Annotated in this window: 25 protein-coding genes and 1 tRNA gene; 17 read left to right on the top strand and 9 right to left on the bottom strand. The window is 60.1% G+C overall.

All coding sequences use genetic code 11. From position 1 onward, the window contains the following. Positions 1–5: 5 nt before the first annotated feature. Positions 6–305 carry a phenol hydroxylase subunit gene (locus OJHNALOF_RS01400; RefSeq protein ID WP_165660927.1) on the bottom strand — a complete coding sequence of 100 codons (300 nt, stop codon included), beginning with the start codon at positions 303–305 and terminating at the stop codon, positions 6–8. Positions 306–644: 339 nt separating this feature from the next. Between OJHNALOF_RS01400 and OJHNALOF_RS01395 the strand changes: the two genes are divergently transcribed. Then, positions 645–2,348: a sigma-54-dependent Fis family transcriptional regulator gene (locus OJHNALOF_RS01395; RefSeq protein ID WP_165660926.1), complete on the top strand. Its 1,704-nt coding sequence runs from the start codon at positions 645–647 to the stop codon at positions 2,346–2,348. A gap of 29 nt (positions 2,349–2,377) precedes the next feature. Here OJHNALOF_RS01395 and OJHNALOF_RS01390 read toward each other — a convergent pair whose 3' ends face one another. The 7 genes from OJHNALOF_RS01390 to OJHNALOF_RS01360 form a co-directional block, all read right to left on the bottom strand. Further along, a complete protein-coding gene (locus OJHNALOF_RS01390) occupies positions 2,378–3,226 on the bottom strand; it encodes a transporter (RefSeq protein WP_165660925.1) in 849 nt (282 codons plus the stop codon). A gap of 500 nt (positions 3,227–3,726) precedes the next feature. Beyond that, the gene (locus OJHNALOF_RS01385) at positions 3,727–4,143 is read right to left on the bottom strand and encodes a CoA-binding protein (protein WP_094202160.1); all 417 of its coding nucleotides are present in this window, start codon (positions 4,141–4,143) and stop codon (positions 3,727–3,729) included. A gap of 29 nt (positions 4,144–4,172) precedes the next feature. Next, positions 4,173–5,018, bottom strand: coding sequence for a pirin family protein (locus tag OJHNALOF_RS01380; protein ID WP_165660924.1), 846 nt, complete (start codon positions 5,016–5,018; stop codon positions 4,173–4,175). Between the two features lie 11 nt (positions 5,019–5,029). After that, a complete protein-coding gene (locus OJHNALOF_RS01375) occupies positions 5,030–6,016 on the bottom strand; it encodes a glutathione S-transferase family protein (protein WP_165660923.1) in 987 nt (328 codons plus the stop codon). Between the two features lie 159 nt (positions 6,017–6,175). After that, positions 6,176–6,607: a thioredoxin TrxC gene (trxC, locus tag OJHNALOF_RS01370; RefSeq protein WP_094202157.1), complete on the bottom strand. Its 432-nt coding sequence runs from the start codon at positions 6,605–6,607 to the stop codon at positions 6,176–6,178. Continuing rightward, positions 6,607–7,017, bottom strand: coding sequence for an META domain-containing protein (locus tag OJHNALOF_RS01365; RefSeq protein WP_165660922.1), 411 nt, complete (start codon positions 7,015–7,017; stop codon positions 6,607–6,609). Before OJHNALOF_RS01365 ends, trxC begins: the two co-directional genes overlap by 1 nt. A 9-nt stretch (positions 7,018–7,026) precedes the next feature. After that, positions 7,027–8,016 (bottom strand): 2-hydroxyacid dehydrogenase, encoded by a 990-nt coding sequence (locus OJHNALOF_RS01360; protein ID WP_165660921.1) that lies wholly within the window; start codon positions 8,014–8,016, stop codon positions 7,027–7,029. A 177-nt stretch (positions 8,017–8,193) separates the two neighbouring features. On the opposite strand from OJHNALOF_RS01360, the gene OJHNALOF_RS01355 reads away from it, so the two are divergent. Then, on the top strand, positions 8,194–8,883 hold the full coding sequence (locus OJHNALOF_RS01355; protein WP_165660920.1) for an MOSC domain-containing protein: 690 nt from the start codon (positions 8,194–8,196) through the stop codon (positions 8,881–8,883). A gap of 61 nt (positions 8,884–8,944) precedes the next feature. Next, positions 8,945–9,021 (top strand) — tRNA-Pro (locus OJHNALOF_RS01350). A gap of 91 nt (positions 9,022–9,112) precedes the next feature. Here the strand turns inward: OJHNALOF_RS01350 and ybcJ are convergent. Then, the gene (gene ybcJ / locus OJHNALOF_RS01345) at positions 9,113–9,328 is read right to left on the bottom strand and encodes a ribosome-associated protein YbcJ (protein ID WP_094202153.1); all 216 of its coding nucleotides are present in this window, start codon (positions 9,326–9,328) and stop codon (positions 9,113–9,115) included. Positions 9,329–9,612: 284 nt separating this feature from the next. Here ybcJ and OJHNALOF_RS01340 point away from each other — a divergent pair, with 284 nt between their 5' ends. The 14 genes from OJHNALOF_RS01340 (at position 9,613) to phnP (ending at position 21,575) form a co-directional block, all read left to right on the top strand. After that, a complete protein-coding gene (locus tag OJHNALOF_RS01340) occupies positions 9,613–10,746 on the top strand; it encodes an aminotransferase class V-fold PLP-dependent enzyme (RefSeq protein WP_165660919.1) in 1,134 nt (377 codons plus the stop codon). Between the two features lie 286 nt (positions 10,747–11,032). Next, on the top strand, positions 11,033–11,890 hold the full coding sequence (gene phnC, locus OJHNALOF_RS01335) for a phosphonate ABC transporter ATP-binding protein (protein WP_165660918.1): 858 nt from the start codon (positions 11,033–11,035) through the stop codon (positions 11,888–11,890). Beyond that, the gene (gene phnD / locus OJHNALOF_RS01330) at positions 11,887–12,876 is read left to right on the top strand and encodes a phosphonate ABC transporter substrate-binding protein (RefSeq protein ID WP_165660917.1); all 990 of its coding nucleotides are present in this window, start codon (positions 11,887–11,889) and stop codon (positions 12,874–12,876) included. The genes phnC and phnD overlap by 4 nt, the downstream gene beginning before the upstream one ends. Positions 12,877–12,931: 55 nt before the next feature. Continuing rightward, the gene (phnE, locus tag OJHNALOF_RS01325) at positions 12,932–13,717 is read left to right on the top strand and encodes a phosphonate ABC transporter, permease protein PhnE (RefSeq protein WP_206063518.1); all 786 of its coding nucleotides are present in this window, start codon (positions 12,932–12,934) and stop codon (positions 13,715–13,717) included. A 106-nt stretch (positions 13,718–13,823) separates the two neighbouring features. After that, positions 13,824–14,519 carry a phosphonate metabolism transcriptional regulator PhnF gene (phnF, locus tag OJHNALOF_RS01320; RefSeq protein ID WP_094202150.1) on the top strand — a complete coding sequence of 232 codons (696 nt, stop codon included), beginning with the start codon at positions 13,824–13,826 and terminating at the stop codon, positions 14,517–14,519. Continuing rightward, on the top strand, positions 14,520–14,963 hold the full coding sequence (gene phnG / locus OJHNALOF_RS01315) for a phosphonate C-P lyase system protein PhnG (RefSeq protein ID WP_165660916.1): 444 nt from the start codon (positions 14,520–14,522) through the stop codon (positions 14,961–14,963). Beyond that, positions 14,963–15,559 carry a phosphonate C-P lyase system protein PhnH gene (phnH, locus tag OJHNALOF_RS01310; protein ID WP_165660915.1) on the top strand — a complete coding sequence of 199 codons (597 nt, stop codon included), beginning with the start codon at positions 14,963–14,965 and terminating at the stop codon, positions 15,557–15,559. Before phnG ends, phnH begins: the two co-directional genes overlap by 1 nt. A gap of 3 nt (positions 15,560–15,562) precedes the next feature. Then, positions 15,563–16,663, top strand: coding sequence for a carbon-phosphorus lyase complex subunit PhnI (locus OJHNALOF_RS01305; RefSeq protein WP_165660914.1), 1,101 nt, complete (start codon positions 15,563–15,565; stop codon positions 16,661–16,663). Further along, on the top strand, positions 16,660–17,517 hold the full coding sequence (locus tag OJHNALOF_RS01300; RefSeq protein ID WP_165660913.1) for an alpha-D-ribose 1-methylphosphonate 5-phosphate C-P-lyase PhnJ: 858 nt from the start codon (positions 16,660–16,662) through the stop codon (positions 17,515–17,517). Before OJHNALOF_RS01305 ends, OJHNALOF_RS01300 begins: the two co-directional genes overlap by 4 nt. After that, entirely contained in the window at positions 17,514–18,371 is an 858-nt protein-coding gene (phnK, locus tag OJHNALOF_RS01295; RefSeq protein WP_305081006.1) for a phosphonate C-P lyase system protein PhnK, read from the top strand. The genes OJHNALOF_RS01300 and phnK overlap by 4 nt, the downstream gene beginning before the upstream one ends. Before the next feature lie 8 nt (positions 18,372–18,379). Then, on the top strand, positions 18,380–19,090 hold the full coding sequence (gene phnL / locus OJHNALOF_RS01290; RefSeq protein WP_165660912.1) for a phosphonate C-P lyase system protein PhnL: 711 nt from the start codon (positions 18,380–18,382) through the stop codon (positions 19,088–19,090). A gap of 12 nt (positions 19,091–19,102) precedes the next feature. After that, positions 19,103–20,239, top strand: coding sequence for an alpha-D-ribose 1-methylphosphonate 5-triphosphate diphosphatase (phnM, locus tag OJHNALOF_RS01285; protein WP_165660911.1), 1,137 nt, complete (start codon positions 19,103–19,105; stop codon positions 20,237–20,239). A 14-nt stretch (positions 20,240–20,253) separates the two neighbouring features. Then, the gene (gene phnN / locus OJHNALOF_RS01280; protein WP_165660910.1) at positions 20,254–20,820 is read left to right on the top strand and encodes a ribose 1,5-bisphosphokinase; all 567 of its coding nucleotides are present in this window, start codon (positions 20,254–20,256) and stop codon (positions 20,818–20,820) included. Beyond that, positions 20,811–21,575, top strand: coding sequence for a phosphonate metabolism protein PhnP (gene phnP / locus OJHNALOF_RS01275; protein ID WP_165660909.1), 765 nt, complete (start codon positions 20,811–20,813; stop codon positions 21,573–21,575). The genes phnN and phnP overlap by 10 nt, the downstream gene beginning before the upstream one ends. The last annotated feature ends 7 nt before the right edge of the window (positions 21,576–21,582 follow it).

Below are 21,582 nucleotides of genomic sequence, written 5' to 3'. Positions count from 1 at the left end.
AGCATTTATTGCTGCGAATGATCGTGGTTGCGGCCCATCAGGGTTTCTTCACCGTATCGCCACTTGTCTATCTCGGCGTCGACGGCTTCAGTCTGCTCCTGAGTCATGGCCACGACCTGATTGGTGTTACAGAAGGCTTCGAAAGATTCCCTGGGCAACACCAGCTCAACAAACAGGCCGGGATCGCCGATGGCGAAGTCGAACTCGACGAAGCGGGCACCCGGTTGGCTTCGCACACGGATATATTTGGTCAGCTTGCTGGCCTCTGCGTGCGCCGATACGAGGTGTGAACGGGTGGTATTCATCCTTAAAAGCTCCTGAGGCTGTTTGTGGTTTGTAACCTTCACTTAACCTTTCTCACTGTTATTGCAGTGACTGTGCCAATTCGTGAATAGAGTTGTGATATAGGTTTATATGTCTGATTTTTATATATTTAATTTTTGTTTTTGCGTTTTTTAAACGGGGCTAAGTAGAAGGGAGCAGAAGGTGGATTGATCATTTGATCAACTTTGTTTTTGTTATGTTAATTATTTGGTCAATTGATAACCCATCAACGGGTCCATACACTAACCGACAGCGCACATTGTCAGGTGTCATCGCCAGTAGGAAGGTGACGCGGCCATGGAGAGGGAGTGAAAGGGCTGATGCAAGATATTGAAAATATGAACATTCCCGAAACCAGTGACCTGATTGCAGGCATTCGTTTTGATGGTGAGCAGGGAAAAATCTGGTTCAACGAGCAGCGTATGCTGTTGATCCATGCGGCTGTGATGGGATTGCTGCGAAAGGAGCTTATTGAAACCTTGGGTGTACTGCGAGCCAAACGCTTCCTTATGCGCTTTGGCTATCATTCCGGTATGAAAGATGCCGAGATCGCCCGCAAGGTGCGCCCTCATATTGCTCGTGAAGAGTGCTTTATGGCCGGTCCTCAGATGCATGGCATCAGGGGAATGGTCAAGGTGGTCCCCACCCGGCTGGAGCTGGATATGGCCTCCGGTCATTTTCTCGGCGAGTTTGACTGGTTCAATTCCTACGAGGCAGACGTTCACCAACATGAGTTCGGTCAGTCCGAGGAGCCTATCTGCTGGACACTGCTTGGCTATGCCAGCGGCTACACCAGTTATTTCATGGGGCAGACCATTATCTACAAGGAAGTCGGTTGTGTGGCCATGGGGGGAGATCACTGCAGTATCATCGGCAAGCCGGCCCATGAATGGGAAGACAAGGCGGAAATCGAGAAATTCATGTTGCCGGATCCGGTGGCGGAAGAGTTGTTTGCGCTCAGGAGTGAATTGGTCAAGTTGCGCGACAGCGTGGGTGACGACAGTGAAGATGATTACCGGGTGTTCAATTCCATCGGCCAGTCGGCCGCTTTTCGACAGGTGTGCAAGCTGATCCAAAAGGCCTCGAGCAGCCGGGTGACGGTGTTGTTGCAGGGGGAAACCGGGGTGGGCAAGGAAGTGTTCGCCCGTGGCCTGCATGTTGCCAGTGAGCGGGCCGACAAGCCGTTTGTGGCGGTGAATTGCGCCTGTATACCACCGGATTTGATTGAGGCTGAATTGTTTGGGGTAGAAAAGGGTGCCTATACCGGTGCGACCCAGAGCCGGGAAGGCAAGTTCGAACGAGCCAATGGCGGAACCATCTTTCTGGATGAAGTGGTGGAGTTGTCGCCTCGGGCCCAGGCCAGCCTGTTGAGGGTGCTACAGGAAGGTGAGCTGGAGCGTGTAGGTGATGTGCGAACTCGCAACATCGATGTGCGAGTGGTTACCGCGACCAACGAGGATTTGCAGCAGGCGGTGCAGGAAGGGCGGTTTCGGGCAGACTTGTTCTATCGGTTAAATATTTTTCCGGTTTATATTCCGGCTCTGAGAGAGCGCAAGGAAGACATACCGCTATTGGTGCAGCATTTCCTGGAACGTTACCAGGCCATCTACAACAAGCGTACCCTGGGGGTGACCGACAGGGCGCGTGAGGCCCTGCTGGAATATGACTGGCCCGGTAATATTCGTGAGCTGGAAAACCTGATCGAGCGTGGCATCATACTGACCGACAATAACAATGAGATAGAAGTATGCAGCTTCTTCCCTTCTTTCAAGGACAGCGACTCGGCGGTGGGTAAGGTGCGTCAGGACGGCTCCTTGCGGGAAGTGGCAATCTGTGCAGACGGTGACAAGGATGACTGGTGTGCCCAGTTATTGGCCGAGGGAGGCAGTCTGGAGACCCTGGAGACAAGTTTGATCCGCCATGCCCTCAAGGCCGCCGAGGGCAATGTATCCAAGGCGGCTCGAGCTCTGGGCCTGACTCGGCCGGCCCTGGCCTACCGTATGAAAAAGCTGGAACAGTCATAACAAAGCCGGCGCTGGCCGGCTTTAAGCCTTTAAAATACATGGGTCAGCGTCAGGCGGAGCAGATCCCCGCTGGGTCCGTTTTGTACCTCGTATTCGCCGAGATAGGCGACGTTCAGTCCCAGCATCAATGATGGCCAGAAGTAGCTTCCCTCCACTCCTAAAGCATGCTTGGCCATTTTTCCTGCCGGCGCCCCTTTGCTGTTTTCCAACTGCCAGGCATTGTAGCCAATCAGCCCCAGCTCCAGTCCGCTATCAAGCTGCTTGCCGACTCCCCATTCCACCAGCCAGCTGTCGCCTGGAGTGATATTGGTGTCGTCCTGCTTCGATTTGATTTCATAGCGGGACAGGGCAGAGAACGACCAGCTTTTGGCGGCGTCCGGGTAATAGGTTCCGCCCAGGGTTAGCATGGTCGTCCTGAAGCCTTTGCCAATGGAGGCGGGCTCGGTGCCGCTGTAGTCCCCGGTATCCAGCCACATGCCGGCGGCCAGTACGGCGTCCCACTGCTGACCATGCCATCCCAGTACCATGGGACTGACAAAAATGTCACCAACCCCGCGCTCTCTCCTGTCGATACCTGAAATATCGAAGTCGAGGGTAGTCTGTTGCAGCGGGATAATGGCTTCTACACCATAGTCGGCATTCAGCACTTTCTTGTGGGTCATCCATATAAAACGATTAACCAGGGCCGAAACCGAACCGGTGTTATTCTGTGGCAGCTTGTTACCCTGATCATTTCTGAGCGAGTCAATATCGTAGTGGGCCAGGTAACCGCGATAGTAAACCCCTGGTGGGGGGACCAAAGCCCCCTTGATGCCTTCAACCCCGGGCACATAGTGTCCGTTTGCGGCCAGGGCTGGGCCGGCCAGGACAGGCAGCATGGCCGCTGTCCATCTGCCGGCATGTTTTCGCGATTTTTTGGCGAGTACCTGCGTCATAACCTCTCCTTGTTATAAAAGAGGCGCCTGGTTTGGATTAAACCACCAGCGCCACTCCAGACTGTTGAGTTCCTGTGGCGACAGTAGGAGCACTATCTTTAAATCAACATTCATGCCATTCGTGTGAATTTTTAATTCACTGTTTTATAAGTATTTTTTTGGAGTGGTGTTATGGTGATTTCGAGTGGGTTTGGTGAAATGATGAAGTGTCGGAAGTGATGTTGATTAAATGGTAAACCGGTCATAGCTCGGCTGGGGAAGGTAAATTTTACAGAGACTGGCAGGCACAACTTATAACGGCCAGTTTAGATAGACCTGGCCATTGATGGAACAGCGTTGTCCCATCCATATCGAATGTCAAAAGCAACAAACGGCGCCTTCGCCTCTATGAGGGAAGGGCCATATGTTATCGGTTTAAGGGCGCGGAGAGGCCTTTATTACATTCAACCCAGCAATTCCCGGTGGGCCACCTTGATGCAAAGATCCTCCACATATTCCAGCTCCGCTTCGGTGGCGGCTTCGGCGGCGGCCTTGCTGGTGACGCCTTCCTGCAACCACAGGCACAGCGCCTCATGCTCGATGGCCTCAAGGGCGATGTCGGCGGCGAATTCGCCCCGGCGGAACACGTTGACCAGTTGCACCGGCTGATCCAGATCTTCCAGGCCCGCCACGCAGGTCTCTCCCAGGATCACGGCCCCGGCCAGCTGCGGGTTGACCGGGAAGACCCGGTAGCCTTGCTGCTGCAGGTAGTCCATTACCTGATAGCTGGCCCGCTCCGGCCGGTTTGAGGCACCCACCAGGGCGATGCTGCTGGTGTCGGAAAGAATACGTTTCAGGCGTTGCTGAGCTGGCGCATCCATGATGATTTCCCGTTGGCTGAAAACGCCTTTTATACCAGCTTGCCGGCCCGGTAATCCATGATCGCCCGCTCGATTTCGGCCTGTGTGTTCATCACGAAGGGGCCGTATTGCACCACCGGCTCGTTGAGCGGTCGTCCGGCCAGCACCAGCAGCCGTCCCCCCTGGTTACCGGCGGTGAGCGACAGGGTGTCGCCGTCGCCCAGCAGGGCGCTCTGTCCTTTAGGCAGCATGTGGTCGCCAACGCTGATCTCGCCCTCAAAGCCATAGAGCAGGGCGCTGAGCGTTGACGGCAACGGCAGGGTCAGCCGTTCGCCGGCGGCGAGGCGAATATCGGCAATAAAGGGGTCGGTATGGGGGCTTTGAATGGGGCCTTGCCAATGCTGGTCCGCCAGCCTCAGGTGGCCGGCCAGCAGCACCAGTTCGCCGCCACCGGGCAGCGGAACCCGGGGCAGCTCGGCCGCGGCGATGTCCTGATAACGGGCCGGCTGCATCTTGAGGGCCGCCGGCAGGTTAAGCCAGATTTGAAAGCCCTGCATGCGGCCGGCTTCCTGCTGGGGCATTTCCGAATGGATCACGCCTCGGCCGGCGGTCATCCACTGCAGATCACCGGGGCGAAGGTGGCCCTCGTTGCCCATGTGATCCCGGTGCAGCATATGACCGTCAAGCATATAGGTGATGGTTTCAAACCCCCGGTGCGGATGGTCTGGAAAGCCGGCAAGGTAGTCGGCGGCTTCATCCGAGGCGAAGTGATCCATCATCAGAAAGGGATCCAGGCGTTGATCCGGACGCTGGCCAAGCACTCGGCGCAGGCGCACGCCGGCGCCGTCCCGTGTGTCCAGGGCCGCATAACTGGTGGCGATGGTACGTGATGCCATGCTGTTGTTCCTCATTGAAACCGAATGCTTCTATCGTGGGCCTGCCACCAGTCCTGAGCCGGCCCGATGGAGATGATGCCATGAGGGTTGATGGTGGCGTGGCTGCGAAAATAATGATGGCGAATGTGCGCCATATTGACGGTGCTGGCCACGCCGGGCTGCTGGTAGAGGTCCCGCAGAAAACCATAAAGGTTGTGATAATCGCTGATTTGGCGGCGATCGCACTTGAAGTGAGTGTGATAAACCGCATCAAAACGCACCAGGGTGGTCCACAGCCGAATGTCCGCCTCGGTCAGCCGGTTGCCCAGCAACCAGCGCTGCCGGCCCAGCCGTTGCTCCAGCTCGTCGAGGCTGGCAAACAGCGGCCTGATGGCTTCGTCGTAGGCGGACTGCGAGGTGGCAAAGCCGGCCTTGTACACGCCGTTATTGATGTTGTCGTAAATGATGTGGTTCAGGGCATCGATGTCGTCCCTGAGGGATGCGGGATAGTAGTCGCCCCCGGTCGCTCCCAGGTCGTCAAAGGCGCTGTTAAACATGCGAATAATGTCGGCCGACTCGTTGCTGACGATGGTGCGGCGTTGTTTGTCCCACAGCAGGGGGACCGTGACCCGGCCCGAATAGCGGGCGTCCGCCAAGGTATAGAGCTGGTGCAAATAGTGATGGCCATAGAGCAGGTCGCCGGTGGCGCCGTCATTATCACTGGCAAAGGTCCAGCCGTGCTCTTTCATTAACGGATGCACCACAGACACGGTGATCGCTTCTTCCAGCCCTTTCAGCCGGCGCATGATCAGGGTGCGGTGGGCCCAGGGACAGGCCAGGGACACATAAAGGTGATAGCGACCAGGCTCGGCGGCAAAGCCGCCCTTGCCGGTGGGGCCGGGGCTGCCGTCGGCGGTGATCCAGTTTCTGAACTGGCTCTCGCTGCGCTCAAAGCGGCCCTTATTCTTGTCGGTGTTGTACCAGACGTCGTGCCAGACGCCCTCGATCAGCTTGCCCATGGAATGCTCCTGTCACAATGGATACATGAGTCATTATGGTCGAGTGGTCTGGCGTAGATAGCGGGAATATTCGAGCCGAATATTCAAAAAATATGAAGGGGAGTTACTTGGAGCACGGACGATTCGTTCGTGCTCCAGCGTCAGCAACGGGATTAATTATCAGTAAAACTGACGTAACCACTGCGTCAGTTGTCCGGCGGGCAGGGCACCGGACTGGCGGGCCACTTCCCGGCCGTTTTTAAACACGATCAGGGTGGGGATGGAGCGAATGCCAAAGCGGGCCGCCGCCTGCTGGTGCTCTTCGGTATTGAGCTTGGCCAGCCGCAAGCGGCCGGCGTGTTCGCCGGCGGCGGCCTCAAACACCGGCGCCATCATCTTGCAGGGACCGCACCAGGGCGCCCAGAAATCAAGCACCAGCGGCAGGCTTTCGTTGGCAAGCAGCCGGTCAAGCTTGGGACCGTCCAGCTCCAGCACGGTGGCCGGGGTTAGCGCCGCCTTGCACTTGCCGCATTTTGGGCCCTGCTGCAGGCGTTCGGCCGGTACTCGGTTACGGGCCGAGCAGGCCGGACACACCAGGTAGTGTTCGCTCATTACTGCACCCAGTCGGCCAGCTGATAGGTAAGGGTGTGTTGTTCGCCCTTGAGCTCAAGCTGCTGGTCGCTGTGCTGTACGGTCGCGCCCTGGGTCAGGGTATTGAGCACGGCGGCTTCCACTTTCTGCTGTTCGGGGGCACAAGCCATCTGGGTAACCCCCAGGGGATCGGCCCTGAGCTTGCCCTGCTCCAGGGTGGCGCTGCCAAAGAAGCGGTTGCAACCGGCCAGACCGTTAATGGAAAAGTGTTCGCCAATTTCCAGATCCGACTGAATATCTGCACCCACGGCCACGCCGTCGATGGCGGCCAGGTTCCAGTGGTGATGCTGCAGATCCGACTCGGTGACCTTGAGGCCGCCGCTGCAGGCGGTCAGCAGCAGGGCGGTGGTGGCGGCGAGGGCGAGTTTCATAAAGGCTCCTTAGTTGATCTTGTTATCGCAGGGCTGACCATCGGCCAGTCGTTGCAGGTTGTCGAGGGTGACCTGCGCGATGGCGGTTAGCGCTTCCTTCGTCAAAAAGGCCTGGTGACCAGTGAGAATGACGTTGGGGTAGGTTGAAAGCAAGTGAAAGGTATCGTCATGAATGATTTCACAGGACTTGTCGGCAAAGAACAGGTGTTCTTCTTCTTCGTACACGTCCAAGCCCAGATGGCCGATTTTGCCACTGTTAATGGCCTCAATGGCGTCTTTTGCGTTGAGCAGACCGCCCCGGCTGGTGTTGATGATCATCACGCCGTCCTTCATTCGGGCAAAGCTGGTGCGGTTGAGCAGGTGATGGTTATCGGGGGTGAGCGGACAATGCAGGCTGATCACGTCCGACTCGGCACACAGCCGCTCGAGCGAGACGTAGCGGGCGCCCAGATCCAACACACGTTGGTCCTGCTTTGGATCGTGTACCAGCAGGGTCAGGCCCAGGCCCTTGAGAATGTTCAGGGTGGCCAGGCCGATTTTGCCGGCACCGATAATGCCGGCGGTTTTGCCGTGCATGTTAAAACCGACCAGGCCGTTGAGGGAGAAGTTGGCATCCCGCGTGCGCTGATAGGCCTTGTGAATATGGCGGTTGAGGCTCAGCATCAGCCCCACGGTGTGTTCGGCCACTGCCTCGGGGGAATAGGCGGGCACCCGTACCACCTTTATGCCGGCGGCGGCGGCGGCCTGTAAATCCACGTTGTTGTAGCCGGCGCAGCGTAGGGCAATAAACTTGACGCCGCCCTCGGCCAGGGTGTGAATCACCTGCGCATCCAGGTGATCGTTGACGAACACGCACACGGCGTCGAAGCCCCGGCCCAGCATGGCGGTGTCGGCGTTCAGATCCGCGTCAAACCAGGTAATATCAAAGCCATACTGGCGGTTCTGCTCGATAAAGTGCGCCTGCATATAGGGGCGGTTGCTGAAAAAGGCGATGTTCACGGGCGGGCTCCGCTGGAATGGCATGTTTAGGATTATTGGGTGCAACCGGCGTCATTATCAAGGCCGTGACCGGTGTGTGGTTTCTGTTTGGGGCTGCTTTTGTCGCAGGATGGGCCGCCTGCTTGCCCGTGACGAAAAATAATGTTTTTATGTGAAGGTATTTTCAAGGAGGGCGGTATGCAGGTTCTTGTGTTGGCCGGAAAGGCACGGCCGCTGGCGCCGGGCATCGACAGCGCTATTGATAAACGACCGGTGGGTGACGGTCTGTTTTGCCACCGCACCGGGCTGGAAGGTGACGTTCAGGTTTCCACCCGTTTTCACGGCGGGCCGGAGCGGGCGCTGCATTACTACCCGGCAGAGCATTACCCGGTATGGCGCCAGTGGTTTGAGGGCATGGGGCTGAGTGGGCGCGCGTCCTTGCTGGTGCCCGGCGCCTTTGGCGAGAACCTCTCGGGCAGCGGCCTCACCGAGCACGAGGCCTGCATCGGTGATGTGTTCCGGCTGGGTGACGCCCTGGTGCAGATCAGCCAGCCGCGTTCGCCCTGCTACAAGCTCAATGCCCGCTTTGGTCACGACTCTTTCTCGGTGCTGATGCAGGCCAATGGCCGCACCGGCTGGCTGCTGCGGGTGCTGGAAGAAGGCTGGGTCACGCCCACCGCGTCCTTTGAGCTGGTGGAGCGGCCCTGCCCGGGCATGCCGGTGCGGCGGGCCGGCGATATTGTGTTCAACCGTGGCTTTGATGCCGACGGCTTGCGTGAGCTGGCCGAAACCGAACAATTATCAGACAGTTGGCGTAAAAAAGCGGCGGATTATCTGGCCGCCGGCCGCGTCAGTGACTGGACCATGCGATTATTGGGCCCAAAGTGAATTAATGATGAAAAAGGGCTTGCAAGGGGGGCGGTGTTTCTGTAAATTCTCGCCCCGTTAACGGCATGTAGCGCAGCCTGGTAGCGCACTTCGTTCGGGACGAAGGGGTCGGAGGTTCGAATCCTCTCATGCCGACCAGACTCTTCAAAAAAGCCTCGCAGCAATGCGAGGCTTTTTTGTTTGTGCATAAAAAATAAAACAAAGGGGCCGGCAGGCCCCTTTTGGGTCGTTACTCGCCGACGGTGACCGTCTGGCCGTTGAAGCGAACCGTCTGCCCCGCCACTATCTTGCAGCGCTTGCGCACTTCCACCTGGCCGTTCACGGTGACGGCCCCCTCGTCGATCACCGCCTTGGCCATGGCGCCGGAGTCGCACCAGCCCAGCACTTTCAGCAGGTTGCACAGGGGAATGTAGTCATTGCCCTCAAGGCTGAATGTTTCGTTCATGAATGTTCTCTTATCTGGTTGTTTGGTTTGTTTTTTCTGTTCTATTTGGTTTTAAGTTTTGCATCTATGCATTGTGTGCAGTTTTGTTGATGGTTTTTTTGCTGTTTGGCAAAGGATTGGGCATTATTATTGTTTCAAATCATGCCGCACCGCCGTGTACCTGTGCGTATCCAGCCTGTCAGGTGCTCTGGCCCCGTCGGGGGAGCTATGCCATTCTTGAGCCAGTGCCGGTGGTGCGCTTGCGGCCCTGTTTTCAGTATCAGTTACTTTATCAAGAGGTGATTATGTCCGGATTGCTGCCCAATATCGACCCCGATGGTCTGCTGGAATATTCGGTGGTCTACACCGATCGTGCGCTTAACCATATGTCGGCGCGTTTTCAGCGAGTGATGAAGGACATCTCCGCCAGCCTGAAAGAGCTCTATCACGCCCATTCGGCAATCATTGTGCCCGGCAGCGGCACCTTTGGCATGGAAGCCGTGGCTCGTCAGTTTGCCACTGGCAAGCGCTGCCTGGTGGTGCGTAACGGCTGGTTTAGCTACCGTTGGAGCCAGATCTTTGAAGCCGGCAGCATTCCGGCATTCGAGACCGTGCTCAAGGCCCGCACCATAGAAGACGGCCCCCAGGCCGCCATGGCGCCGGCGCCCATTGAGGAAGTGGTGGCCACCATTCGCGAGCAGAAACCCGAGCTGGTGTTTGCCGCCCACGTGGAAACCGCCGCCGGCATGATGCTGCCCGACGACTATATTCGCGCCATGGCCGACGCCGTGCACGAAGTGGGCGGCCTGCTGGTGATCGACTGCATTGCCTCCGGCACCATTTGGGTGGACATGGAAGCCTGCGGCGTCGACATTTTGCTGAGCGCCCCGCAAAAGGGTTGGAGCAGTTCGCCCTGCTGCGGCCTGGTGATGCTGAGCAAGCTTGCCCGGGAGCGTATCGACGACACCCAGAGCAGCAGCTTTGCCTGCGATTTGAAAAAGTGGCTGCAGATCATGGAAACCTATGAGCAGGGTGGGCATGCCTACCATGCCACCATGCCCACCGACGCCCTCACCGCTTTCCGCGACACCATAGTGGAAAGCCGAGAGCTGGGCTTTGCGGTGATGAAGCAGCGCCAGCAGGAGCTGGGCGACCGGGTGCGAGCCGTGCTGGCTGAGCGGGGCATCAAGAGCGTGGCCGCCGACGGCTTTGCCGCCCCGGGAGTGGTGGTGTGCTATACCGACGACGCCGGTATCAAGAGCGGCAGCAAGTTCGCCGCCGAGGGCCTGCAGATCGCCGCCGGTGTGCCTCTGGCCTGCGACGAGCCCGCCGACTTCCAGACCTTCCGCCTGGGCCTGTTCGGCCTCGACAAGCTGAAGGACGTGGACCGTACCGTGGCGACCTTTGAAGCCGCCCTGGATCGGGTGCTGCAGGGCTAACCTGCTTGCTTACCCTTACATCACGAAGCCGCCTTTCGAGGCGGCTTCGTCGTTCTTGGTGTGCCTGGCGTGCTGAAGGGCGAGTGAAGCTTTTCTGAACATCATATCTAGACAAGTGATCGGCCGAATTTGAGTTTTGCCGTTAATTATCTACAAAACAGCAGGTTACGTGATTTTTTCGCCGCATAACAGTTGTTTCCCTCTCATTTTCTGACGCATTTCCTCAATAAAACTGTCATTTGCCGTCCGCAGTATGGCCCTCGAAACCAACGTGAGGCTGCTGACAATGAGCAACAACATCATTGAGGTCAGGCGTCTGAGCAAGACCTTTGACAACAAAAAAGCGCTGAAAGAAATCAGTCTGGATATCTCTCATGGGGGCATCACCGCCCTGCTGGGACCGTCCGGCTCGGGCAAGTCCACCCTGCTGCGCCATCTGAGTGGCCTGGTCTGCTCCGACAGGCAGGAGGGAACAGAGATTCGTGTGCTGGGGCAGCTGGTGCAGTCCGAAGGCCGTGCCGCCAGTCAGGTGCGTGGCTGCCGCGCTCGGGCCGGCTACATCTTTCAGCAGTTCAACCTGGTCAATCGCCTGAGTGTGCTGACCAATGTGCTGATTGGTGCCCTGGGCAGCACCGCCCGTTGGCGTACCCTGACCGGCCGATTTACCCCGGAGCAGCGTCGGCAGGCGATGCAGGCCCTGGAGCGGGTCGGCATGGCGGCCTTTGCCGAACAGCGGGTGTCCACCCTTTCCGGTGGTCAGCAGCAACGGGTGGCCATCGCCCGTTCGCTGATGCAGCAGGCACACATCATCTTTGCCGATGAGCCCATTGCTTCACTCGACCCGGAGTCGGCGCGCACCGTGATGGAGCTGCTCAAGGACATCAACGAACGCGAAGGCATTCCGGTGGTAGTCACCCTGCATCAGGTGGACTATGCGCTGAAATACTGCCAGCACCTGGTAGCCCTGCGGGAAGGGGAGGTGTTCTATCAGGGAGCGGCCGAGGCGATCACCGAGGGTGAACTGGCCTCCCTCTATACCCAATCCCGGCCGGACAGTCGAGTGTCGGCCTCGGACGCGGCGGCCGGTGTGCGCCCGCGCTCTACTCCCTTTGTAACCGGCTCAATTCAAGGACAACTGTCATGAAACATGCACTGAAGAAACTCGTGGGGGGCGTCAGCCTGTTGAGTGCCCTGGCGGCGACGCCGGTCATGGCCGATGAGGCACCGCTGTCCACCATCCACTTTGGCATTATTTCCACCGAATCCCAGCAAAACCTCAAGCAAAGCTGGGAGCCCTTCCTGGCCGACATGGAGAAACGGCTGGGCCTGGAAGTGGAGGCATTTTTCGCGCCGGATTATGCCGGCATTATTCAGGGCATGCGCTTTGACAAGGTCGACATCGCCTGGCTGGGCAACAAGTCGGCCATGGAGGCAGTGGATCGCGCCGGCGGCGAAATTTTTGCCCAGACCGTGCGCGCCGACGGCCAGCCCGGTTACTGGAGCCTGCTCATCGCCCATCAGGACAGCTCGCTCGCCTCGGTGCAGGATGTGCTGAAGCAACGCCAGCAGCTGGTGTTCGGCAACGGCGATCCCAACTCCACTTCCGGTTTCCTGGTGCCCTCCTATTACGTATTTGCCCAGAACGATGTTTCTCCCCAGGAGTTCAAGCGCACCCTGAATTCCAGCCATGAGGTCAATGTGTTTGCCGTGCTCAACAAGCAGGTGGATGTGGCCACCAACAACACCGAAAGCCTGGCGCGTTTTGCCGAGCGTGAGCCGGAAAAAGCCAAGAACATCAAGGTGCTGTGGAAGTCGCCGTTGATCCCCGCCGATCCCATCGTCTGGCGCGAGAACCTGCCGGAAGCCACCAAGCAGGTGGTATACGATTTCTTTATGAACTATGGCCGCTCCGGTGACCCGCAGCAGCGAGAGATTCTGGCGGCACTGGAGTGGGCGTCCTTTACCCCTTCCAGCAACCTGCAATTGCTGCCCATTCGCCAGCTTCAGTTGTTCAAGGAGCTGAAAGAGCTGGAGAACGGCCAGGCCGGCGAGGACGAAATCGCCCAGGTGAAAATGCAGCTGGCGGCCCTGGATAGGCAGATGTCCGCCCTGGCGGCCATGACCAACTAACCACCGGCAAAGGGCCGGCGTGTCCGGCCCCTTGCGGTTATCGGAGACGGTAATAATGAATACTGACGCTGTAATGGCAACGGGACCGGGCGTACGCCTGTGGTCGTTGTTTAAATGGGGAGCGTTGGCCCTGGTGCTGGCCTGGGCCTGGCAGGGCGCCGAGATGGATCCCGCCGTGCTGGTCAGGGATGCCGGCAACATGGCCGAGCTGGCATCGGGCTTTTTTCCACCGGACTTCACCCACTGGCAGTTATACCTGAAGGAAACCCTGGTCACCCTGCAGGTGGCGCTCTGGGGCACCCTGCTGGCCATCGTGCTGTCGATTCCCTTTGGTTTGCTGTGTGCCGAAAACCTGTTCCCGCAGTGGGTATGCCAGCCGATGCGCCGGTTGATGGATGCCGCCCGGGCCATCAATGAAATGGTATTTGCCATGCTGTTTGTGGTGGCCGTCGGCCTGGGACCCTTTGCCGGTGTGCTGGCGCTGTTTGTACACACCACTGGGGTGCTGTCGAAGCTGTTTTCCGAAGCGGTGGAGGCCATAGAGCCGGGCCCCATTGAGGGAGTGCGGGCCACGGGTGCGGGCAAGCTGGAAGAGATCCTCTACGGCGTGCTGCCCCAGGTGTTGCCGCTGTGGATTTCCTATTCGCTTTATCGCTTCGAGTCCAATGTCCGCTCGGCCACCGTGGTCGGCATGGTGGGTGCCGGTGGCATTGGCGTGCTGCTGTGGGAAGCGATTCGCAGTTTCCAGTTTGAGCAGACCGCCGCCATCATGCTGGTGGTCATTGTGACGGTCAGCCTGCTCGATGTCGCTTCCCAATATATCCGTAAGAAATATATCTAATTTTTTTAACCGAGCTTGTCTAGACAACAAACAGTGAGGCGTAAGGAGGTAATGGCACTATTACCTTTCGGCCTCACTCCAATTAAAGAACGGAGCGGTAGTGTATATGCGGGTATATATGGAAATCAGCCGGCAGCTGGAACTGGATATTCGACAGCATTACGGTCCCGGAGACTATTTGCCACCGGAAATGCAGCTGGCCACGCGTTTTCAGGTTAACCGCCATACCGTGCGCAGGGCCATCGACGAACTGGTGGCCAATGGCCTGGTTCAGCGGCATCAGGGCAAGGGCAATATGGTATTACGGCAACCGCATCAATACCTGTTGCACGACGGCGCCCACTATACCGGCAACCTGCTGGAGCAGGGCTCTCTGCCCAGTTGCCGAGTGATCAAGTCCCGAATGCTGGTGGCTTCCGGAAAACTGGCCAGGGAGCTGGAAGTGAAGCCGGAGCAAAAAATCATTCACATTCAGACACTGAGAAAAACCGAAGGCATTCCCCGCTGTGTGATTAACCATTATTTGCCCGATGCGGAATGGTGGCCGGTATTAAAACACTTCAGGCAGGGGTCCCTGCACGAATTCCTAAGAAAAACACTGGGGCTGGAGTTGAAACGGCAATCGACTCGATTAAGTGCCCGCACGCCGCTGAGTGAAGAATGCCGTTTGTTGCAAATAAACAAATCGGTGCCGGTGATGCGTATTAAAACCAGAAACCTGATCAAGGGAACGAAGCGAATTGCGGAATTCTCCGTCAGCTCTTCCCGTTCCGACCTGATTGAATATGTCGTGGAGCACTAAATGAATACATCACAACGCAAACAGTGGATGTCGGTACTGGCCCGCGCATCCTGGCCCGAGCTGGAAGCTCGTTGGCAGGCGCTGGGACTGAAAGTGGATTACCAGCCGATACGGGCGCCGGAAGTGGGCCTGGCCCAGGTGCGGGCGCGCATGGGCGGCACCGGTCGCGCCTTTAACCTGGGCGACACCACGGTGACCCGAGCCGTGATTGAACTGGCCGGCGGCGGGCTGGGTTACAGCTATGTGCGTGGCCGCAGCAAGGCGCATGCCGAGCTGGCCGCGGTGATCGACGGCCTGATGCAGACCGATGAAATGAATGAACGGCTGAATCGTGAACTGATCGCGCCACTGACGGCGCTGAAGGCCGAGCAGGAAGCACTACGTCGCCGGCAAGTGGCGGCCAGCAAGGTGGACTTTTTTACCATGGTGCGGGGAGACGACTGATGACCACCATTACCACGGCCTTTGCCGATGCCGTACACGACAGCCAGGCCTGCTTTCGCCGCCTGCTCACCGCCATGGCGGAGCCGGGCACGCGGGTGCAACTGGATCGTGCCCATGCCTTTGGCGCCATGAACGCCGGTGCCGTGCAGGTGCTGCTGACCCTGGCCGATCACCATACGCGGCTGTGGTTGTCGCCCGCCCTGCAGGCGGACACCGCCACCCTCGATAACCTGCGCTTTCACGTAGGCGCCCCCCTGGTGAGCGATCCGGCCCAGGCCGATTTTGCAGTGCTGGCTTACCAGGATACGAGCGGCTGCGAGGCCGTGCTGGAGGCACTGCCGGCGGGCACCGAGGAGTACCCGGATCAAGGCGCGACCCTGGTGTTGGAAACCGACTCCCTCGACCAGGGAGTGGCCGCCGTACTGTCGGGGCCCGGTATTCCCGGGCAGCGTTCCGTGTGCCTGGGCAGCCTGCCGCCGGCCCTGGTGCGCTGGTTGAGTGAGCGGGATCCACGCTCGCCCCTGGGCCTGGATCTGATACTGGTCTACGAGCGCGAGCTGATCGCGATTCCTCGTTCTACTCAAGTGGAGGTGTAACCCATGTATGTTGCAGTCAAGGGCGGCGAAAAGGCCATCGCCGCCGCCCATCAGTTGCAGGCGCAGAAGCGCCGCGGCGATACCGCGCAGCCCGAACTCAGCGTGGCCCAGGTGGAACAGCAACTGGCCGGGGCCGTGGACCGGGTGATGACCGAGGGCGGTATTTACGACAAGGAGCTGGCGGCGCTGGCGGTCAAGCAGGCCGGCGGTGACCTGGTGGAAGCCATCTTCCTGCTGCGCGCCTATCGCACCACGCTGCCCCGGCTGGCGGTCACCGAACCGGTGGACACCGCCAACATGCGCATCGAGCGCCGTATTTCTGCTACCTACAAGGATCTGCCCGGCGGCCAGGTGTTGGGCCCCACCTACGACTATACCCACAGGTTGCTGGACTTTGCCCTGCTGGCCGAGGGCGAGCACGCCGGTCCTATGCCGGTGCAGACCGAAGCCGAGCCCTGTCCCCAGGTGTCGGCCATGCTGGAGCACCAGCAGCTGCTGGTGCTCGAGGCCGACGATGGTCGTGAGCCCGCCGATGTCACCATGGCTCCGGTAACCTTTCCCTGTGATCGCTCGGCCCGGCTGCAACAGCTGGTGCGCGGCGACGAGGGCTTTTTACTGGCGTTGGGCTATTCCACCCAGCGGGGCTATGGCCGCAACCACCCCTTTGCCGGCGAGATCCGTTCCGGCGAGGTGACCCTGGAGCTGGTGCCCGAGGAGTTGGGATTTGCCATCGAAATCGGCGATATCGAGTTGACCGAGTGCCAGATGATCAACGGCTTTACCGGCGACAAACAGCACAAACCGGCCTTTACCCGCGGCTACGGCCTGACCTTTGGCTTTGGCGAGCGCAAGGCCATGTCGATGGCACTGGTAGACCGGGCGTTGCAGGCCCCGGAATACAACGAGCAGGTGACCGGCCCGGCCCAGGACGAGGAATTTGTGCTGGCCCATGCCGACAACGTGGAGGCGGCGGGCTTTGTGTCTCACCTCAAGCTGCCCCATTACGTCGACTTTCAGGCCGAGCTGGAGCTGCTGCGCCGCATGCGCAGGGAACATGAACAGGCGCAGGGCGCCAACGTCGGTGAACAGGGGGAGCAAGCATGACCACCCAGCAGGACACACAGTACCAGGGCTATAACTACGCCTATCTGGACGAGCAGACCAAGCGCATGATTCGGCGGGCCCTGCTCAAGGCGGTGGCCATTCCCGGTTATCAGGTACCCTTTGGCGGCCGGGAAATGCCCATGCCCTATGGCTGGGGCACCGGCGGCGTGCAGCTGACCGCGGCGCTGATCGGCCGGGAAGACACCCTCAAGGTGATCGATCAGGGCGCCGACGACACCACCAATGCGGTGTCCATTCGCGCCTTCTTTCAGAAAGTGGCCGACGTGGCTACCACCGAAGTGACCACGGCGGCCAGCCTGATCCAGACCCGTCACCGCATTCCCGAAACGCCGTTGCAGTCGGGACAGATCCTGGTGTATCAGGTGCCGATTCCGGAGCCGCTGCGCTTTATCGAGCCGCGGGAGACCGAGACCCGCAAAATGCACGCCCTGGAGGAGTACGGCATCATGCACGTCAAGCTGTATGAGGACATCGCCCGCTACGGCCAGATCGCCACCGCCTACGCCTACCCGGTGCGGGTCAATGGGCGCTACATCATGGATCCGTCGCCGATCCCCAAATTCGATAACCCCAGAATGGACATGATGCCGGCGCTGCAGCTGTTTGGCGCCGGCCGGGAAAAGCGCATTTACGCCATTCCTCCCTACACCCGCGTCGCCAGCCTGGACTTTGAAGATCATCCCTTTGAAGTGCAGCAGTGGGACGAGCCTTGCAGTATTTGCGGCGCCACCGACAGCTTTCTGGACGAGGTAGTGACCGACGATCGGGGCGGCCGAGTATTTATCTGCTCCGATACCGACTATTGCCGGCAACAGCAGGAGCAACAGGCATGAATCAATCCATTTTTTCCACGGCGGGAGACACCGACATGACACCGCAACAGGCCACCGTTCGGCTGCCGGAGCAGGCGTTGTTGTCGGTCCGTAACCTCACCAAACTCTATGCGCCGGGCAAGGGCTTTGCCGAGGTGTCCTTTGATCTCTATCCCGGCGAAGTGCTGGGCATTGTCGGCGAGTCCGGCTCGGGCAAGAGCACCCTGCTGAGCGCCATTTCCGGCCGGCTGGCGCCGGACGAGGGCGAAGTCTTGTATTTGCGCGGCGGTGCCGACAGCCAGCTGGAGCAGGTGGTCAGCCTGTATCGAATGGCCGAAAGCCAGCGCCGCCAGCTGCTGCGCACCGACTGGGGCGTGGTGCACCAGCACCCCCTCGATGGCCTGCGGCCGCGGGTATCGGCCGGCGGCAATATCGGCGAGCGGCTGATGGCGGTGGGTCAGCGTCATTACGGCAACATTCGCGAGCGAGCGCTGCAATGGCTGCAGGACGTGGAAATTCCCGCCGATCGCATCGACGACATGCCGGTGACCTTTTCCGGCGGCATGCAGCAGCGGCTGCAGATCGCCCGTAACCTGGTGACCCATCCCAGACTGATCTTCATGGACGAGCCCACCGGCGGACTGGATGTGTCGGTGCAGGCCCGGCTGCTGGATCTGCTGCGCCGGCTGGTGTCGGAGCTGGGGCTGGCGGTGATCATCGTCACCCATGATCTGGCGGTGGCGCGGCTGTTGTCGCACCGGCTGATGGTGATGAAACAGAGCCGGGTGGTGGAAACCGGGCTGACCGATCAGGTGCTGGATGATCCTCAGCATCCCTATACCCAGTTACTCGTGTCTTCCGTACTGCAAAGCTAGGAGCCGTCATGACCCTTGCACTGAAAGTTTCCGACGTTCACAAGACCTTTGTGCTGCACAACCAGAACGGCATTCGCCTGCCGGTGCTGGCCGGCGCGTCCCTGAGCGTGGCGGCGGGAGAATGCGTGGTGCTGCACGGCCGTTCCGGCAGTGGCAAGTCCACTCTGTTGCGCACCCTGTACGGCAACTACCTCACCGACACCGGCCGTATCGAGGTGATGCATCAGGGCCAGTGGCTGGACATGACCCAGGCCAGCCCGCGCGCCCTGGTGAACGTACGCCGCCAGACCATTGGCTGGGTCAGCCAGTTTCTGCGGGTGATCCCCCGCATCAGCGCCCTGGAAGTGGTGATGCAGCCGATGATCGAGCAGGGCGGCGAGCGGGCCGAGGCCAGACGCCGGGCCGAGCGCCTGCTGACCCGGCTCAATGTGCCTGAACACCTGTGGCAGTTGGCGCCGGCCACCTTTTCCGGCGGCGAGCAGCAGCGGGTGAACATCGCCCGGGGCTTTATCGCCGACTACCCGGTGCTGCTGCTGGATGAGCCGACCGCCTCCCTCGACGCCGCCAACCGGGCGGTGGTGGTGGAGCTGATTCACGAGGCCAAGGCCCGGGGCGCCGCCATTGTCGGCATTTTTCACGACGAGGACGTCCGCGAGCAGGTCGCCGATCGTCTTTATGATATTCAGTCCCGCGCCGACGCCCGGCCGGTGATGCAGTAAGGGAGCCTGAGCATGATTATTACCAATGTGAACCTGGTGCTGGAAAACGAAGTGGTCAAGGGCTCTCTGGAAGTGCGGGACGGCGTTATTTGTGCCATGGCCGACAGCCCCAGCTTGCGGCCTGGCGCCATAGACGGCGAGGGCGGCTGGCTGCTGCCCGGCCTGGTGGAGCTGCACACCGACAACCTGGACAAGCATTTTACCCCGCGACCGGGCGTAAACTGGCCCCCCCTGGCGGCCATGCGTGCCCACGACGCCCAGGTGGTAGCGGCCGGCATCACTACCGTGCTGGACGCGGTGGCCATCGGTGACGAGCGTGACGGCGGTACCCGCCGGGACAACCTGGACCGCATGATCCATACCGTGGTGGACAGCGAGCGCCGTGGCCTGAACCGGGCCCAGCATCTGCTGCACCTGCGTTGCGAGCTGCCTCACGAGACCACGGTGCCGCTGTTTGAGCACTATATCGCATTGCCGGAGGTGCGGCTGGTGTCGCTGATGGATCACTCCCCGGGTCAGCGCCAGTTCGTTAATCCGGTGAAATACCGGGAGTACTATCAGGGTAAATATCGTCTTAATGACCAGCAGATGGACGAGTTCGAGCAACAGCAGCTGGCGCTGTCGGCGCGCTGGTCCACCCCCAATCGCAACGAGATTGCCCGTCAGTGCCGGGAGCGGGGTGTGTCCCTGGCCAGCCACGATGATGCCACCCAGGCTCATGTCGAGGAGTCTCGGCGGCTGGGCATGGCACTCGCCGAGTTTCCGACCACGGTCGAGGCGGCGCAGGCGTCCCACCGGCACGGCCTGATGGTGATGATGGGCGCGCCCAATGTGGTGCGCGGCGGCTCCCATTCCGGCAATGTGGCTGCCCACGAGCTGGCCGCCCTCGGCGTGCTGGACGTGCTGTCGTCCGACTATTATCCGGGCAGTCTGCTCGATGCGGTCTTTCGCCTGGCCGCCGATGAACGAAACGGCCTGCAACTGGCCGAGGCGGTACGGCTGGCCACGCGCAACCCGGCCCACAGCCTGGGGCTGACCGACAGGGGCGTGCTGGCGGAAGGCAAACGCGCCGATCTGGTGCTGGCCAGGCAGCTGGACAAGCAGGTGTATCCGGTCCGGGTCTGGTGCCGGGGCGAACTGGCCTATTGATGGAGGGGACGAGCATGGGAGAACCATTCGGCAGGCTGTTCTATCTGATGGGGCCGTCCGGCGCCGGCAAGGACAGTTTTCTGCAGCTGGTACGCCATCGGCTGGCAGGCGAACTGCTGGTGGCCCACCGTTACATTACCCGGACCGCCAGTGCCGGCGGTGAAAACCATGTAGAACTGTCCGAGGCGGAATATCACCAGCGCCGTGAGTTGGGCCTGTTTGCCCTGCACTGGCAGGCCAATGGTCATTGCTATGCCCTGGGCTGCGAGCTCGACAGCTGGTTGACATCGGGACGGGATGTGATGGCCAACGGCTCCCGGGCCAGCCTTGCCGAGGCCCAGGCCCGATTTGGCGAACGGCTGGTGCCGGTGTTGCTGACCGTGGATGCTGCGACCCTGGAGGAGCGGCTGCGGGCCCGGGGGCGGGAAAGCGAAGCCGAGATTCGCCAGCGGCTGGCGCGGGCCGAAGCCCACAGTCGAGGGCTGCCGGTGTCGGTGTGGCGGCTGGATAACTCGGGGCCGCTGCAACAGACGCTGCAACAGTTTGAGAGTTATCGCAAAGGAGAGCAGGTATGCGTCTGACCCTGCTGGGCACGGGGGCGGCCGGCGGCATGCCCCTTTATGGCTGTGACTGTGTGGACTGCCGCCAGGCCCAGGCCGATCCAGGTCTTGGCCGGATGCCCTGTTCGGCGCTGTTGGAATGGGGTGAGCACCGGCTGTTGCTGGACGCCGGCCTGCCGGATCTGCACCGGCGCTTTGCGTCCGGCAGTTATGACGGCATGTTGCTGACCCATTTTCATGTGGATCATGTGCAGGGGCTGTTTCACCTGCGCTGGGGGCCGGCGGCACCCATACCGGTATGGTGCCCGCCCGATCCCGACGGCTGTGCCGATCTGCTCGAGCATTCGGGCTGCCTGGACTTTCGGCCGGTCATGACCCATGGACACACCTGGCAATTGCACGGCCTGAGCATCACGCCGCTGGACATGGTGCATTCCCGCCCGACCCTGGGTTATTTGTTTGAGTATCATGGCCGGCGGCTGGCCTACCTTACCGACACCAAAGGGCTGCCGGCCCACACGCTGAGGCTGCTGCAAGGCTTGCCGGCATTGGAGGTGTTGGTGATCGATTGCAGCTTTCCGCCGGGCAGTGCCGGGCGCAACCACAACAGCCTGAACGAGGTGCTGGAGCTTCACGCCGGGCTGCGGCCCCGCTCCACCGTGCTGACTCATATCGGACATGACCTGCATGGCTGGCTGCAACGGCATACGCTGCCGCCGGGGGTGCGGGCGGGATGGGACGGCCTGAGCCTGGAGCTGTGCGAAGCCTTGGCCTGAGCAGTGC

The organism is Oceanimonas sp. MB9, assembly GCF_011319775.1.
Taxonomy (GTDB): Bacteria; Pseudomonadota; Gammaproteobacteria; order Enterobacterales; family Aeromonadaceae; genus Oceanimonas; species Oceanimonas doudoroffii.
Note: the sequence above shows the minus strand (reverse complement) of the source record. Positions and strands in the feature narration are given on the sequence as shown.